Raw genomic sequence first — 16,564 nt, forward strand, 5'->3', positions numbered from 1 at the left:
TAAATAAATTAATGTTAATTATTTACTTTGACGCGACGTAATATATTATACTAGTGTTGAAGGGGGATTTGAAATGGAACTGCAGACCATTAGTCAAGTATCTAAGGCATTTAAAATTTCAACAAGAACATTAAGATATTATGAAGAGATTGGATTAATCGAGAGTTTAAAAAAAGAAGGTTATGCGTATAGAACATATGATGATGGTGTTATAAAAAGACTTAAGCAAATTCTGGTTTTGAGAAAGCTTAGATTGTCATTGAAAGAAATTGAACAGATATTAAAAAACAACGAAATATCGTATGCGGTAGAAGTCTTAAACGATAAATTGGAAGAATTAAACGATGATATTAATGCTCTTGATAATGTGAAAAATGCGATGTTAATGTTCATTGATAAATTAAAGGTTATAAATGAAAAAAATATGCTTGAAAAGGTATTAGATGATGAAACCCTTATTCAAACTGTTTTAGCTATGGCTGATATAAATAAATCATTTATTGCAAAGAAAGTAGGAATGGAGGATTTGAAAATGGCTAATAATATATTGGATATATTAAAAAATGTAAGAATAGTATACTTACCACCTATAAAAGTTGCTTCAATTTGTGCATATGGGAAAGAACCTGAAGATATGGCAATGAAAATATTATTGGAATTTATAGAGAAAAGTGAATTATTAAAATATAAACCAGATGCAAAGCTTTATGGTTTTAATAACCCAGGAGAACAAGATTCTGAAGGAAACTATGGATATGAATATTGGATTACGATACCAGATGATTTTGAAGTAATGGGGCCATTAGAAAAAAAGAGATTAGCTGGAGGAATGTATGGTGCTCACTGTATTAAATTTGGGAATTTTAGCGAATGGCAGCAATTAGAGAAATGGGCAAATAATAATGATGAGTATGAACTGGATTATAATAGAGAGCCAGGAGGAATGTGTGGCTATCTTGAAGAGCATATGAATGTGTATGAATATTTTACTACACTGGATTCAAAAGAAAAGAGGTTTCAGCAAATAGATTTATTAATACCATTAAAGGCAAAAAATAGATAGGTTTTATTTTTAAAGCAATTTTGAAAAACGCAGTTCATAATGAATTGCGTTTTTTATTATGCATATTTTATCAAAATCAAATTAACCAATGGTTAATTTTTATGAACAAAAAATGATAATGCTTCAATTGTTTAAATTAGGTAGCTTTGTTATGATTTAATTAACGAAGGTTAAAGTTAATTAAATGTATAGATAAATGAGGGAGTTTATTTTATGAAAATAGGTGAAATTATTAGACAATGTAGAAAGAAAGAAAATCTTACCCAAGAGCAAGTTGCTAATTGTTTAAATATTAGTGCACCAGCAGTTAATAAATGGGAAAATGGAATATCTTATCCAGATATAACGCTTTTATCACCGCTTGCACGAATTTTAAAAATTGATGTTAATACTTTATTAGCCTTTAATGAAGAGTTAACAGCTTCAGAAGTAAATAAATTTGGAAAAGAGATTAGTGAAATGGCATCGAAAGAGGGATACCAAAAGGCTTTTGAAAGAGGCAGTGATTTAATTAAACAATATTCAAGTTGTGATGATTTAATATTAAGAATAGCATCAATATTAAGATTGTTTTTAGTTACATCTAAGCTAGAGGAAAAAGATAAATATGAAAGAAAAATTATTGCTTGGATTGATTTAGTAGCAGCAAGCAGCAATGAAAAAGCAGCATCTATGGCAAAAATATCATTGGCTGCAATATATAGAGAGAGAAAAGAGCATGAAAAAGCTCAAGAAATTTTAGATAAAATTCCAGACATTGAGTTAGACATAGAGAAAAAAATACAACAGGCACTACTATTTGAAAGCAGTGAAAAGATTGAAGAAGCTTATGGAATTTGTGAGGACATACTGTTTAAGGATGCACAAGAAACCATAGCTGCTTTATTTTTAATAATAAGGATGTTATTAAAAGAAAATAAATTTAGTGAAGCAGAAGAATATACAGAGCGAGCTAAAAAAGTAGCTGAAGCATTTGATTTAGGAGAATATCAAAAATATAGTTTTGATTTATATTTAGCAAAGGAAAGGCAGGATAAAGAAAAAACTATAGAACTTATTATAAATATGGTAAATGAAGCTGACAGTATGAATCATATCAAGACAAGGCTATATAGGCATAGGAAATGGAAGTCTATCAATAGTTGGAGCAAAGATAAGTATGAAAACTTAGCCAAAATGAGAATTAAAAAAGATAAAACTCTTGATTTTGTAAGAAATGATCCTAGAATAAAATTTCTGTTAGAATAATAGTGAAATTAGTTGGAAATCAATTATAGAAAACTCGTTCTTTGAAAATTAAACAGTGTGATGCTTTATAAAAATGGTATAATTAGATTAATATGGATAGTAATTTATAACATAGATAGAAAAATGGTGTTTCACAAAAATTATTATTTTTTATGCTACACATAAAGAACTGATAAATGATGATGCATTTATAATTCTAGAAGAAGAGAGGATATTGTGACAATACAACCAGTGAAAGGAAGCATGGATTATGCATAAAGATTTAGAATTGGCATTTAATAAAATAGTGGAAATACTAAAAGAAGATAAACGATGTAAAGGTGGATGGCACTACGGATCTATTAGCAGAAATACTGAAGACATTTATTCAGATTATGATCCAGTTTTTTTAGTAGCAGATAGGGATTTTGAAGAATTTTCAAAAGATGTTCCTCAAATTATTACAAGGGCTTCTGATGAACTATTAATTTTTTGGGGTGAAAGTTTTAATGATCAGTACTTCAAAAATTATTGCAGTTTAATTCGCCTTGGAAACAACCTTCATCAATTGGATTTCTTTATAATTAATGCTGATTATCCTGAGGAATGGATGTGTAGACAGCATTTGAAAGGATGTACCAGTGATAATATAATTTTTGATAGAACGGGAGAGGTCACTAAGCTTCTTGGTAAAGGTCTTACAACTGATAACTATTTACCTGATCCTGTACGAGCTATGGATACATATTGGTTCCATGCAGAAATGTTAATAAAATATTTTAAACGAAAGGATATTTTTAAATTAATAAAAAATATTGATATATTGTTTCACTCGCATGTGGATTTATTATTAAGTCAATATGATAGTTTAGATTGGGGTTCATGGGAGAGTAAAGTAAAGTATTGTGTCCCAAAGGACAAGCGAAGTCATTTGAAATCATATTTTGTTAATGCTGAATTTAAAGATTTAGAAGACGCAGTTAAAAGCAGTATGTATTTATTTAAACAGGATGCTGAGGAGTTGTGTGAAAAAAAGGGGATTAATTACCCTAGTTCAATATCAGATCAGATAATTTTTTATTTTAGCAAAAGAATGGATGAAAAGGAATAGAATAATAAATTTTAAAATCGTATTATTCAGTGGATTTAATTTAAAAGGATGAGAATCATGAAATTTAAGAAACCTATGTTAGTTGTAAACGATATGGAAAAATCAAAAATATTCTATAAAGATGTTTTAAGATTAAGGGTGATTATGGATTTTGGAGCTAATGTTACTTTAACGGGTGGTGTCACTCTGCAAACAAAAGAAAGTTGGAAAGAATTTATACAGAAAGATGATAATGAAATTAGCTTTAATGGAAATAACTCTGAACTTTATTTTGAAGAAGATAATTTTGACAGCTTTATTAATAAATTAACTTCAATTAATTGCATTGAATATGTACACGATGTTTATGAACATAAATGGGGACAGAGAGTGGTTCGTTTCTATGATTTAGATAAGCATATCATTGAAGTTGGTGAAAATTTGAAAACTGTATGTAAGCGTTTTTTGGATAGTGAACTAAATGTTGAAGAAACTGCAAAAAGAATGGATGTCCCAGTTAAGTTTGTTCAAGCCAGTATAAAGTAAATCATAATAATTGGATTTTTGACTTTTTTACACCACAATAATAATTTTATGTAATTTGTAAAATTGACGTAGCAAAATATAAAAAATGTTCTTTGAAAATTGAATAATACTCATTGGAATAATATGGTATAATGTTGGTAAGAATTCAATAAAGGAGTTGTGTAGTATAATGATGAAGAATCAATCTATTTTACTTATATATGCTCATCCAGATGATGAAACAGTTTTTACTGGGGGAACTATACCTAAATATGTAGCTAATGGTGTAGATGTCTATTTAGTATCTGCTACAAGAGGAGAATGTGGTAAAACATCTGGTCTGTGTACTCAAGAACAACTTGCTATTACACGTGAACAAGAATTAAGAAAAGTTGCCCAAATACTGGGGATTAAAGAAGTAGATTTTCTTGGATATACAGATAAAAATTTAAATAAAGTTAATAAAATAGAAATAACCCATAGAATTGCAAATATTATACGTAATATTTGCCCTAAAGTAATTATTACATTTGGTCCTGATGGTGCTACGGGACATGAAGATCATAAAGCTATACATGATTTTGCGGTTGAGGCTGTAGAGATAGCTGGAAATGAAAGAGTCTTTGAATTGAAAAATAAGCCGTTCAAAGTACCAAGAGTGTATTACGTGTCTCTTATTCAAAAGATAAGAGACAATTGGGGAATTAGAGAAAAAGCACCTGAGCCTGATACAATAATAAATTTTAGATCATTTTCAAGTGTAAAATTGAAGGCTTTAAAATGTCATAGAACTCAAGCGCTAACCATAAATAAGTTTTTAAATCTAAGCGATGAAATATTGCCTTGTTTTCTTGAACAGGAAACTTTTAAGTTAGCAAAAGAGTATAGCTTAATTAAAAGCACAGGTGGAGAAGACTTAATCAGTGAAAATTGAAATATTAGCAGCTTACATTAAAAATAAAGATTATAATTAATTGGAATGCCGTATTATTCAAAGTTGGATTTGCGGCATTTCTTGTTGCGCAATACTACAAAAGCGTGCTTAAGTTATATCAAATCTAGAGACTGTACTATTAATAAATGGAGAAAGGAATTAAAAAAGGAATGATATTTAGCTGGAAAATTATGTTGTGATGAAATAGATATAATCATAAATAAAAAACAAAAGCAAGTATATCATATGAATAAAACTAAATGGCCCACTTTTAATTAATGGAGGTTTCAAATGAGTGATTTTTTAAAATACTGGTTTATTGGCTTTGAAAAAGGATTAGAAAATTTAAACGAGGATGAGCAGTGTAAATTATTATCTGAGTGCGGAAGAGCATGTTCTGAATCATATTCAAAAAAAATATATCAAGAGATATGGAAGAAAACAAAAAATTATAGTGAGTTTTTTAAAATATTGAATGATAAAATACTAGCAGTTGCAGCCTTTGAAATAGAAGAGAATAAAGTATATGAACTAAAGTATAATAGATGTCTTTGTGATTTACATACAAAAGGATATGTAAATACAGGAAGTTTATGCGAATGTTCAAAACAAAGTTTATTATATAATCTGAATAGTATTTTTCCTAATAATAGAATCCAAGTCATATTGGTAGATTCAATTTTAAAGGGTGGGAAAGAATGTGTACTTCGCATTTATATGTAATAGAATTTCAAGTGATAGTTCAATATAAAGGATTAGTAACGTATAGAGTGAATAAATGTGATACTGCTTCATAGGCTACTGATAGCATAATTTCATATAGCAACAAATTAAAGGACAAGTTATTTTTATATCACAAATTTTGATATACCTTATATAAGACTGTATATGTAATTGAATAATGTTGTAAAATAAATTTTTATTGACTCTGACCTTAGGGAAGAAATTAAAATGATTATAAAAGGAAGTTTAATAATTTTAAATGATTTTATAGGAGGTTAAAGAATGATAACAGGATATTACATTAGCAAAGACAAATCAAAATTACAGATGGATATGGTAAAGGATTTATTAAAACAAACATATTGGGCAGCTGATCGTCCAGAAGAAACTATAATTAAATCAATTCAGAATTCCATGTGTTATGGAATTTTCGAAAACAATGGGACTCAAGTTGGCTTTGCAAGGATTATTACAGATTATGCTACTACTTATTATCTATGCGATGTTATTATTGACAAAAAACATAGGGCGAATGGGTTAGGAAAAGCACTTATTGAATTTGTTACTAATGATGTTGATTTGAAAAATTTGCGTGGGTTATTGCTTACAAAGGATGCACATGGATTATATAAACAATATGGCTTCGAAAGAGAGAGAGAAAAATTTATGCAAAAGCCTATACTGTTATAATAGTCAGTTATGTTAAAGATAGGAGACAAGAAATTGAAATTAAAAGTTTTAGTAGATAACAACACTTATATTGATCAATATTACTGTGGAGAACCGGCTGTTTCTTATTATATTGAAGATGGAGATACAAAATTATTATTAGATGTAGGATATTCTGACTTATTTATTAAGAATGCATATGAGTTAGGTGTAAATTTAAATGACATAAATACTATTATTATTTCACATGGTCATGATGATCATACAAGAGGACTACAATATTACTTCAAAGAAAATGATAGAAAAAATATTAATGTTATTGCTCATCCAGATGCTTTTAAAGAAAAAATGAATGGAAACTTAAAAATTTGTTCTCCTATTTTACAGGAGGAATTAAAAGAGAAATGCAATTTGATTCTTTCAAAAGAACCTGCAAGAATAAGTGGAAATATGATTTTTTTAGGAGAAATCCCTCAAAGCAACAATTTTGAAAAGAGGAAAGCTATTGGTAAGCAAATCAATGGGGAAACGACTTTAGATGATTATGTAATGGATGATACAGCCATTGTATATAAATGTAATAATGGAATCTATATTATTACAGGATGTTCCCACAGCGGAATTTGCAATATAGTTGAGTATGCAAAACAAGTTTGTAATGAAGATAGAGTTTTAGGTATTATAGGTGGCTTTCATTTATTTGAAGTAAATGAGCAAGTGAAGAATACAGTAAATTATCTAAAACAAAATAACATAAAAGAACTATATCCTTGCCACTGTACATCTTTTGCTGTTAAAGCAGAAATACATAAAGAAATACCAGTTAAAGAAGTTGGAGTTGGATTAGAAATACATTGGTAAAGAGGAATTCATATTAATATTAAATTTAATATTTGTCGGAAGGACGTGAATATTTTGATTTTTTTAATAATACTATTAATATTTGCCTCTTACATTATAATTCAAATGGCAATTGATAAATCAATAAATACTAAATTATTAAAAGAAAATAATAAGCTTTTAGTTGAAATAAGGAATTTACTTAAAGAGCAAAACGAGAAAAATAAATAGACAATAAAAGCTTATAATAAGAATATGCTTGTTGTATGTGAAGAATTTAAGGTTATCTGGAAAGAATAGATAATAATATTATTTAAGTATAATTGTAAAAATCGCAGAAAATATCAAGTATGTACGTTTGCCTTATCTTATAATTTTTTTGAAAGATGAGGTGCTTATTATGAAGAAAACTAAGTCATATTTAAAGAATTTTGTAGGAACAAGTTATGAAGTTGGTACAAAGATTGGAAATTGGGTTTTAGCACAGCCTAATTTATTGAAAAAGGTGATTTTACCACCAAAGGCTTATCCTCAAAGTAAATTAACAGAAATATTCAATTTGCTTGACCAATATAGCAGTGGTGTAAATAAGGAAATAAAAGGTTTTGCAGATATAATTGGAATTTCAAAAGAGCAAGCTGTTTTTTATGCTATGACATATTTAGAGCGTGGATGCAGTTTGATGTCTGCAGCTTCAAACAAAACTGATTTTGGACACACTTTGATGGCACGAAACTATGACTTTAATGATGAAATGGAAGAAATGTGTTTTGCATATACAGCTATTAGTGGAAAGTATAGTCATATTGGTTCTACTCTCAACTTATTTGGTAGATGTGATGGAATGAATGAGCATGGGTTAGCAGCTTGTAAAGCTAGTAATGGATTGCCAGTTGGTAACTTTGAAGGAGGACAAAAAGCAGGTGTGACTGGTTTCTCTTTTTGGGTTGTTATAAGAAGTATTTTAGAAAATTGTAAAAATGTTGAGGAAGCTATTTCTTGGGCAATGGATGCACCTATTGGCTATAACATAAATTTAATGCTTGCAGATAGTAGCAATAATATTGCACTATTGCAGTGTATAAATGGTCATAAAGCATATCGGATTTTGCATAAGGACTCTGAGCAAAATTTTTTAATTTCTACAAATCACACTGTTTTACAGGAAGTAAAGCCATATGAAAAGATGATTATTGAAAATTCAGTAATTCGTTATAAAACAATAGAAAAAATGTTTTCTGAAAAAGAAAAAGTATCAGCAAATGACTTGAAGAATATACTTTCAACCTCTTATCCACAAGGATTGTGTTGTCATTATTATCCTGAGTTTTTTGGGACTTTACGTTCTATGTTGTTTGATACAACTGATAAAAAAATAGAAACGACATTTGGTTCGCCAAAAGCAAATGATTGGAAAACTTTTATGGTAGAAAAATTACAAGAAGAAGAAGTTATTGTAAATCTTCCATGTGAAAAGGCAGAAAAAGATTTTTACAATATTACTTATTAAAAAGGAGGAGACTGCATTGAAGGATAAGCAAATCATTGGAAGAGCAATTATATTTATTGAAACAAATTTGTATGAGCCTTTGACTGTAGAATCAGTTGCTAATGCAGTTTCTTATTCTTACTATCATTTTCATCGTTATTTTCAAGCAGTTATGGGAGAAACTATTGGCAATTATATTAGAAGCAGAAGATTGACTCAAGCAGCAAGTGAACTTATATATAGCAACAAAAAAATTTTAGATATTGCAATTTCACTATATTTTGAGTCGGCAGAAAGTTTTACAAGAGCTTTTAGAAAGAGGTATGGAATTACACCCACTGAATACAGAAAAAATGGTGTTGATAGGTTGATTGGGTGTCATCAGCCTATTGAAATTAATAAAATAGCAGAATTAGACTATTCGAATCTGTCACCAGAAATAGTGATGCTTGAACCTAAATATATTGCAGGATTTAGATTTTGCATGAGTATTGAGAATAATAACACAATTAATATGTGGGAAAAGCTAAATGCACAATTGGTGAAGCAAAATTATATTTCAATGAATAATAATAGGTATAGTATTTATGAAACAGGTGATACATGCTCCCAAAATACATTTAATAAAAATAGTGAAGCTACTTTATTTATAGGAATTGAAACAACACCTGATAATCATGTCCCAAAAGGTATGAAGTTAAAAGAGATTAGTGGTGGAAAGTATTCTAAATTTATACATAAAGGTACAGTTGAAAATTTGATTTATACTTATTATTATATTTGGGGTATTTGGTTACCTAATAGCAATTTTCAGCTTGATGATAGAGATGATTTAGAATGTTATACAGAAAAATTTTTAGGAGCTGAAAATGAAGCATCGCAAATTGAAATTTATTTTCCATTAAAATAAATATTAATAATACTGACTTATAGGTATATTATAAAATAAAAATGAGAGGTGCAATTTATGGGAGAAATAAAAAAAGTATTAGTTTCATATTATTCTGGAACTGGTGGAGTTGAAAGAATAGCTAAGGTGCTTAAAGAAAGTTTAATTGAAAGAAAATGTGAAGTAATACTGCATTCTATGGACCTTTCAAAATTTAATAACTATAAAGACCAATATCATGATATTGTGAAGGAAGCTAACCTCATTATTGTTTTATATGCAGTTTATGCCTTTGGGGCACCTAGACCTGTGGATAGATGGGTAGAAAATTTGCCAAAAACAAATAAATTACCTGTAGTTGTTGTTTCAGTATCTGGTGGAGGAGAGATTTGGCCAAATACATCATGTAGAGTAGCAACTATAAAAGGAATAGAAAGGAAAGGTTATGAGGTCATTTATGAAAAAATGATGGTTATGCCTGCAAATATGCTTTGTAAAGTAAATGATGATATGGCAATGCATCTTATTAATAGTATACCTATGAATATTAATAATATCTTAGAAGATGTTTTTTCAGGTAAAAGGCATAGAAGCAGATTTAAAATTAGTACAAGAGTTTTGATGCCGATAACAAATGTTGAGAAAAACGCTGTAAGAAATTTTTCAAAAGACCTTATGGCAAATGAAGTGTGTACTGGTTGTGGCTGGTGTTCTTCAAATTGTCCAATGGGGAATATAGAACTTAAAGAGGATAAGCCTATGTTTAAAAATAATTGTATAATGTGTTTAAGATGTTTTTATGGATGTCCTAATAAAGCTATTCAAAATGATAAAGTAAAAGGTTTATTATTTAAGGAAGGCTTTAGTCTTAAAGAAATTGAAAAGAGAATGGAAGGAAAAGAGCTTAAACCAATTAATGAGTGTTGTAAAGGGCTTGCATGGATTGGTGTAAAGAGATATTTGTTAGGAAGAGAATAAATATTTTTTGTTATCTTTAAAACTAAAGAAATATTGAATTGGAAAGGATATCGAAATAAGATATCCTTTTTAATTGTCCGTGAAAGTATAAAAATTTCGATTTTTTAAGTCAGTTATATAAACGCTTAAGAATGATATGGCTTGTAAAAATGTGATTAAAAGAGAGCTTGGCGCAGCCACTTTTGTTCTAAAAAAGTATTAACAAGGCAATTTGATAATAAAGGTAGAGCCTTTTCCTAATTCGCTATTAACTTCTATTATGCCTGAGCATAAGTTAATAATTCTATTTACTAGGGCTAGTCCTAAACCATTACCCTCAGAAGAATGGGACTTATCACCTTGATAAAATTTATCAAAAATATGTTTTTTAACCTCTTGTGTCATTCCAATACCTGTATCAGAAATGGTTATCGTAATCCAGTCAGAGGAATGTCTTAAGGTACAGGTAATCAATCCATTATGAGGGGTAAACTTTATTGCATTATCTAATATATTTACCCATACTTGCGACAGTAATTCTTCATTTCCATAAAAAATAGCTTCATCTAAGCTAATATCCAGGTCAATATTTTTAGCTGACCATTTTGGCTCTAGAAATAATAAGGTTTGCCTAAACTGTTCATCTAATTTAAAGTTACTTTTTTCTGTGATAATTCCTTGATTCTCTAACTTTGAAATTTGTAAAATAGTATAAACCAAATTGGATAGTCTTTTTGTATTTCCAAGTATTTTCTCAATATACTCATTTCTAGTTTCTTCTGTCAAAGTGTTATCTTGCAAAAGCATAGTATAACCATCTATAGAAGCAATAGGGGTTTTAAACTCATGAGAAACATTGGCAATAAAATCATTACGAAAAGTTTCAATATTATTGAGCTCACCTACCATGATATTGAAGTTGTGAGACATATTTTGTAGTTCTTTTACAAGATGCTCTTCTTTGTTTATTTTGATATTAAAATTACCTTTTGCAACTTCCATTAAAGCACTACTAATTTTTAAAATTGGAAGTAATATTATTCTTCCTACGATAGCTACAACAAATATTCCAATAATCAAACTGACAAGATATATATTAATAATTGGCCAGATTACTGAAGTGGAAGTTTGGATAGGAACTAAATTGAAATAATTATTTAAGCTAAATGAAATTATAGTTGATATTAACATAATCACAAAAATTATTATTGAAGAAATAAATAATGGCTTTAAAGGTTTCTTGCTATTCATGTTTATGCACCACCTTATATCCAAGACCCCTTACAGTTATTATTTCAAAATCATCATTAAACCTAAAACGATCTCTAAGTCTATTAATGTGAACATCTACTGTCCTAATATCTGTTTCTGAATCAAGTCCCCAAAATTCATCCATAAGTTCTTGTCTTGTGAAGATACGCTTTGGATAAGAGGCTAATTTATATAGAATATAGAATTCTTTTTGGGGGAGTACGATTGATTCACCATTTTGAATTACAGATAAAGAATCATATTCTAATAAGGTTTTGCCAACATATTGCTTTTTTTCGTTTATAATTTTTGCTCTTCTAAGTAATGCACCAACTCTAAGAACCATTTCATTAACATTAATAGGCTTAATCATATAATCATCTATTCCAAGTGAAAAACCGCGCTTAATATCTTGAAAACTTTCTTTAGCTGTAATCATAAGTACTGGAAGATTGAATTGCGCATCTCGAATAGATTTAATAAGTTCAAAACCATCCATATTAGGCATCATTATGTCAGAAAGAATTAAGTCAATATATTCTTTATCTAAAGCATTGAGAGCTTCAATGCCATCATTTACACAAGTGGTTTTATATCCATTTTTAAGTAGAACAGCACTAAATAACTCGCAGAGTTCCTTATCATCCTCAACTATTAAAATATGAAACATTTAGATACCCTCCTTAATCATATTAATTATACTATATTTTTAATATGCTTTTTGGTAAATTGAAGTATACACAATTATAACTAACAAATATTAATTGAATGTAAACTCATGAAGTTAATATATTTAAAGAATTTTTAAGTTGCTTAATTTAAAATTAACATTAAAGTTTAAATTGAGTTAATAATCCTATGTTAAACTCCCCAATAAGTAATTGTGGTAGGAGGAATATTAATGGAGAAATTAAAAAATTTTAAAATAACTAATTTAATGGGATTATTAAAACAAGTTTTTACAACAGTAGCATTATTATTAATATCACTAGCAGTGATTATTGGTATAATTTCAGGTACAATACTAAAGGAGGTTACCCATTTTGATAATTCACTAGATTTGATTTTTTTGTGTATAATATCAAATATATGTATTGAAGTTATGATTTTTATTGTATTTACAGTATTTATAAAGAAGACAGTTGATGATTTTGGAAATATAGCTGATTTAATCCATTCGGGTGATCTTTCTGTTAAATTGGATTTAAAAGATAATAAATTGTTGAAAAATGCTGGTACATACTTAAATTCTATAACTGCAGAGATGAAAGGAATTATAGAGGGAACCTATAAGCTTACGAAAGCTATTGTTAGTGCATCTTTTAATATGTCAGATAAAGTAGAACAAGCTATGAGTTCAGTAACAGAAATAGAAAAAACAATTGACCAAATTGCAGTAGGAGCTACAGAACAAGTAACTGAAATTCAAAAAAGTGTTGATAAGATAGAGAATTTATCTGATCATATAATACTTGTTAAGGATAGTTATAATGATGTAATTTTAGAAACAGATAATGTAAATAAATTAAATGGAGCTGGAATTTCCAGCGTAAGAGACCTAAGAGAAAAATCTGATGATTATAATGTAGCTTCTGAAGAAATATTTGTAGCAGTAGAAAATCTAACAGTAACTCTTCAAAATGTAGATTTGTTTGTAACAACAATACAAAATATAGCTGAACAAACTAATCTTTTAGCTCTTAACGCCAATATTGAAGCCGCAAGAGCTGGGGATGCTGGTAAAGGCTTTGCAGTAGTAGCTGATGAAGTTAGAAAACTTGCAGAAGAAAGTAAAAAATCAACAGAAGAAATAAGAAATATGATGGGAAACATAAAAAAAGATTCTGATCAAGCAATGAATGCAATGAAATTAATGCAAAATGTTTCAAAGGAACAGCTTTCATCAGTTGATCAAACTGAGAATTCTTTTAATAGAATAGCAGAGGCAATCAAATCAATTACATACAAAATTCAGAATACAAGTGAAGTAATAAATAAGATGGAGATATTAAAGAATGAAGCATTAAATAGTATTGAACATACAGCAGACGTCTCTGAGGAAACTGCAGCTGCTAGTGAAGAATTAGCGGCAAGCGTTGAAACACAATCAATAATTTTTGGAGAAATGTCAGCATCAGCAATAGAATTAAATAGTATAGCAGCAGATATGGATAACAGCTTGAAAAAATATAAAATTAAATAAATAATTATATTATACCTATTATTGCCTATTAGGCAGATGGTTTCAAAAAAGCACCTACAGAATAGAAAAAATCACTAGAAATAGTCTAGTGATTTTTTAAACATATATGATATTATAATAAAACAATGCAAATTGTGGGTTGGGAATGTAATAGGATTTAATTACCTTTATGGAGAGTACTTAAAAATATGTTATAAAATAATATTATAAACTAATACTTCTATATAATATGCTATAATTAATTTATGAGAATTTTATATAGTATATAAAGGAGAATTTAATTATGATTGTAAAAAGTGTAACACTTTATGTGAAAACAGAGCATATAAAGGAATTTATTGAAGCAACTAAAGAAAATCAAAACAATTCATTAAAGGAAAAAGGAATTATATGCTTTGACTTTTTCCAATGTAAAGACGATTCAACGAAATTTTTACTTTATGAAGGATACAAAACAGAAGAGGATGTAAATGAACACCTTAAAACTCAACATTTTAATAAATGGATAAATACAGTTGAACAGTGGTTTTTAATGCCAAGAGATAAAGCTACATATATTCCTGTTTCCTAAATAGAAGAAGATTTAAGGTGAAATAATTACTTAAAGGTTATAAAGGAAGTGATTCAAATAAGTAAACGATGTGAGTGGGTGACAAAAGAAGATTTATATATTGAGTATCACGATAAAGAATGGGGAGTGCCAGTATATGACGATAGGAAACTATTTGAAATGCTGTGCTTAGAAGGTGCTCAAGCTGGTTTAAGCTGGTGGACTATTTTACAAAAAAGAGAAAATTATAAACTAGCTTTTGATAATTTTGAGGCGGAGATAATTGTAAATTACACAGAAGAAAAGTTAGAAGAATTGATGGAAAATAAAGGTATTGTTCGTAACAGAAGAAAAATTGAAAGTGTTGTGACCAATGCAAAAGCTTTTCTGGAAATTCAAAAACAATATGGCTCTTTTTCTAATTATATATGGAAGTTTGTAGATAATAAGCCTATCATTAATTCCTGGAAAAGTATAAAAGAGCTTCCAGCTTCAAATGAATTAAGTGATAAAATGAGTAAACAATTAAAAAAAGATGGTTTTAAATTTATAGGAAGTACAATTTGTTATTCTTTTATGCAAGCAGTAGGAATGGTTAATGATCACATCACTGATTGCTTTTGTTATAAAAAATTAACTTAGAGGAGGAAATATTATGAGCTTTAAAGAAGGATTTTTTTGGGGCGGAGCTACAGCTGCAAACCAATGCGAAGGTGCATGGAATGTAGATGGACGTGGACCTGCTATGACGGATGTTACAACTGGAGGTTCTGTAAAAGAGTCTAGAATGATAACTTATATTGATAAAGATGGAAAGCCAGGAAAAGCAGGAAGAGGTATGAAAATTCCTGAAGGAGTAAAATATGCTGTTTTAGATACTGAATTATATCCTAATCATGATGGAATTGATTTTTATCACTATTACAAAGAGGATATAGCTTTATTTGCTGAAATGGGCTTTAAAATGTTCCGTATGTCTATCTCTTGGTCCCGTTTATATCCAAGGGGAGATGAAGAAATTCCAAATGAAAAAGGTATTGAATTCTATCGTAATGTATTTAAAGAATGCCAAAAACACAATATTGAGCCATTAGTTACAATTTGGCACTTTGATACACCACTTTATTTAGAAGAAAATTATGGTGGATGGACAAATCGTAAATTAATTGAATTCTATGAAAGATTTGCGCGTACTTGCTTTAAGGAATACAAAGGACTAGTTAAATACTGGTTAACCTTTAACGAAATAAATAATACTGTAATGTTCCTAGAGATGTTTGGCAATAAGGCTACGGATGAAATGTACAAAGATGGATATCAAATTTTACATAATCAACTTGTTGCAAGTGCTAGAGCAGTTCAAGCTGGTCATGAAATAGATAGTGAAAACATGATTGGATGTATGATTTGTGGAATAACCTTCTATCCAGGAACTTGTGATCCAAAAGACATCTTACTTAATCGTCACACTTGGGAAAAAGGCATATTCTATTGTGGAGACGTTCAATGTAAAGGAAAATATGGAACTTATGCAAAACGTTTATGGGCAGAGCATAATGTGAAATTAGATATTACAGAACAAGATTTAATTGATTTGAAAAATGGTACAGTAGACATGTATTCATTTTCTTACTATATGTCAAACAACGTGACAACTCATGATACTAAAGACATGGTAGGTGGTAATTTTTCAGCTGGAGCACGTAATGAATACTTGACTTATTCTGATTGGGGTTGGGCGTTAGATCCAGATGGACTTCAATATTATTTAGAAATGATTTATGACCGTTATGAAAAACCATTATTAGTAGTAGAAAATGGTTTAGGAGCTTTTGATACAGTAGAAGTAGATGGTTCTATTCATGACCCATATCGTATTGATTACTATCGTGAGCACATTAAAGCTATGGAAAAAGCAGTTAATAATGGTGTTGACCTTATTGCATACACAACTTGGGGCTGTATTGACTTAGTTAGTGCTGGTACTGGAGAAATGAGAAAGCGTTATGGCTTTATCTATGTAGATAAGCATGATGATGGAACAGGTACCATGGCCAGAAGTAGAAAAGATTCTTTCTATTGGTATAAAAAGGTAATTGGATCAAATGGTGCAGATTTAGAATAATAAAAGAGCTTATAATTTTGTAAAATATG

Annotated in this window: 17 protein-coding genes; 15 read left to right on the forward strand and 2 right to left on the reverse strand. The window is 29.1% G+C overall.

Translation table 11 applies throughout. The features are described 5' to 3' along the window. The first annotated feature begins 73 nt into the window (after window positions 1–73). The 11 genes from CSPA_RS11555 to CSPA_RS11605 all read left to right on the forward strand — a co-directional run bounded on the left by CSPA_RS11555 (window position 74) and on the right by CSPA_RS11605 (window position 10,427). The gene (locus CSPA_RS11555) at window positions 74–1,063 is read left to right on the forward strand and encodes an effector binding domain-containing protein (protein WP_015392451.1); all 990 of its coding nucleotides are present in this window, start codon (window positions 74–76) and stop codon (window positions 1,061–1,063) included. Window positions 1,064–1,276: 213 nt separating this feature from the next. Next, on the forward strand, window positions 1,277–2,311 hold the full coding sequence (locus CSPA_RS11560; RefSeq protein ID WP_015392452.1) for a helix-turn-helix domain-containing protein: 1,035 nt from the start codon (window positions 1,277–1,279) through the stop codon (window positions 2,309–2,311). Between the two features lie 250 nt (window positions 2,312–2,561). Beyond that, the gene (locus CSPA_RS11565) at window positions 2,562–3,401 is read left to right on the forward strand and encodes an aminoglycoside 6-adenylyltransferase (protein WP_015392453.1); all 840 of its coding nucleotides are present in this window, start codon (window positions 2,562–2,564) and stop codon (window positions 3,399–3,401) included. A gap of 57 nt (window positions 3,402–3,458) precedes the next feature. Further along, window positions 3,459–3,926: a VOC family protein gene (locus tag CSPA_RS11570; RefSeq protein ID WP_015392454.1), complete on the forward strand. Its 468-nt coding sequence runs from the start codon at window positions 3,459–3,461 to the stop codon at window positions 3,924–3,926. A gap of 169 nt (window positions 3,927–4,095) precedes the next feature. After that, on the forward strand, window positions 4,096–4,839 hold the full coding sequence (locus CSPA_RS11575) for a PIG-L deacetylase family protein (RefSeq protein ID WP_015392455.1): 744 nt from the start codon (window positions 4,096–4,098) through the stop codon (window positions 4,837–4,839). A gap of 291 nt (window positions 4,840–5,130) precedes the next feature. Then, window positions 5,131–5,562 carry a hypothetical protein gene (locus tag CSPA_RS11580; protein ID WP_015392456.1) on the forward strand — a complete coding sequence of 144 codons (432 nt, stop codon included), beginning with the start codon at window positions 5,131–5,133 and terminating at the stop codon, window positions 5,560–5,562. Between the two features lie 282 nt (window positions 5,563–5,844). Continuing rightward, window positions 5,845–6,252, forward strand: coding sequence for a GNAT family N-acetyltransferase (locus CSPA_RS11585; RefSeq protein WP_015392457.1), 408 nt, complete (start codon window positions 5,845–5,847; stop codon window positions 6,250–6,252). A 33-nt stretch (window positions 6,253–6,285) separates the two neighbouring features. After that, entirely contained in the window at window positions 6,286–7,092 is an 807-nt protein-coding gene (locus tag CSPA_RS11590; protein ID WP_015392458.1) for an MBL fold metallo-hydrolase, read from the forward strand. A gap of 379 nt (window positions 7,093–7,471) precedes the next feature. Next, window positions 7,472–8,581, forward strand: a complete 1,110-nt coding sequence (locus CSPA_RS11595; RefSeq protein ID WP_015392460.1) for a C45 family autoproteolytic acyltransferase/hydrolase — start codon at window positions 7,472–7,474, stop codon at window positions 8,579–8,581. 16 nt (window positions 8,582–8,597) lie between these two features. Beyond that, the gene (locus CSPA_RS11600; protein WP_015392461.1) at window positions 8,598–9,470 is read left to right on the forward strand and encodes an AraC family transcriptional regulator; all 873 of its coding nucleotides are present in this window, start codon (window positions 8,598–8,600) and stop codon (window positions 9,468–9,470) included. Window positions 9,471–9,527: 57 nt separating this feature from the next. Next, window positions 9,528–10,427 carry an EFR1 family ferrodoxin gene (locus CSPA_RS11605; protein WP_015392462.1) on the forward strand — a complete coding sequence of 300 codons (900 nt, stop codon included), beginning with the start codon at window positions 9,528–9,530 and terminating at the stop codon, window positions 10,425–10,427. 198 nt (window positions 10,428–10,625) lie between these two features. Here the strand turns inward: CSPA_RS11605 and CSPA_RS11610 are convergent, their stop codons facing one another. Beyond that, complete coding sequence (locus CSPA_RS11610) at window positions 10,626–11,657, reverse strand: HAMP domain-containing sensor histidine kinase (protein WP_015392463.1); 1,032 nt, start codon at window positions 11,655–11,657, stop codon at window positions 10,626–10,628. Further along, window positions 11,650–12,327, reverse strand: coding sequence for a response regulator transcription factor (locus CSPA_RS11615; RefSeq protein WP_015392464.1), 678 nt, complete (start codon window positions 12,325–12,327; stop codon window positions 11,650–11,652). The genes CSPA_RS11610 and CSPA_RS11615 overlap by 8 nt, the downstream gene beginning before the upstream one ends. Before the next feature lie 231 nt (window positions 12,328–12,558). On the opposite strand from CSPA_RS11615, the gene CSPA_RS11620 reads away from it, so the two are divergent. From CSPA_RS11620 to CSPA_RS11635, 4 genes are all read left to right on the forward strand, one after another. After that, the gene (locus CSPA_RS11620) at window positions 12,559–13,860 is read left to right on the forward strand and encodes a methyl-accepting chemotaxis protein (RefSeq protein ID WP_015392465.1); all 1,302 of its coding nucleotides are present in this window, start codon (window positions 12,559–12,561) and stop codon (window positions 13,858–13,860) included. 283 nt (window positions 13,861–14,143) lie between these two features. Beyond that, window positions 14,144–14,431: a putative quinol monooxygenase gene (locus CSPA_RS11625; protein WP_015392466.1), complete on the forward strand. Its 288-nt coding sequence runs from the start codon at window positions 14,144–14,146 to the stop codon at window positions 14,429–14,431. Between the two features lie 48 nt (window positions 14,432–14,479). Beyond that, window positions 14,480–15,052: a DNA-3-methyladenine glycosylase I gene (locus CSPA_RS11630; RefSeq protein WP_015392467.1), complete on the forward strand. Its 573-nt coding sequence runs from the start codon at window positions 14,480–14,482 to the stop codon at window positions 15,050–15,052. Window positions 15,053–15,065: 13 nt separating this feature from the next. After that, entirely contained in the window at window positions 15,066–16,535 is a 1,470-nt protein-coding gene (locus tag CSPA_RS11635) for a family 1 glycosylhydrolase (protein WP_015392468.1), read from the forward strand. Window positions 16,536–16,564: the final 29 nt, after the last annotated feature.

Origin of the sequence: Clostridium saccharoperbutylacetonicum N1-4(HMT) (genome assembly GCF_000340885.1) — a bacterium.
In the GTDB taxonomy this organism is placed as follows: domain Bacteria; phylum Bacillota; class Clostridia; order Clostridiales; family Clostridiaceae; genus Clostridium; species Clostridium saccharoperbutylacetonicum.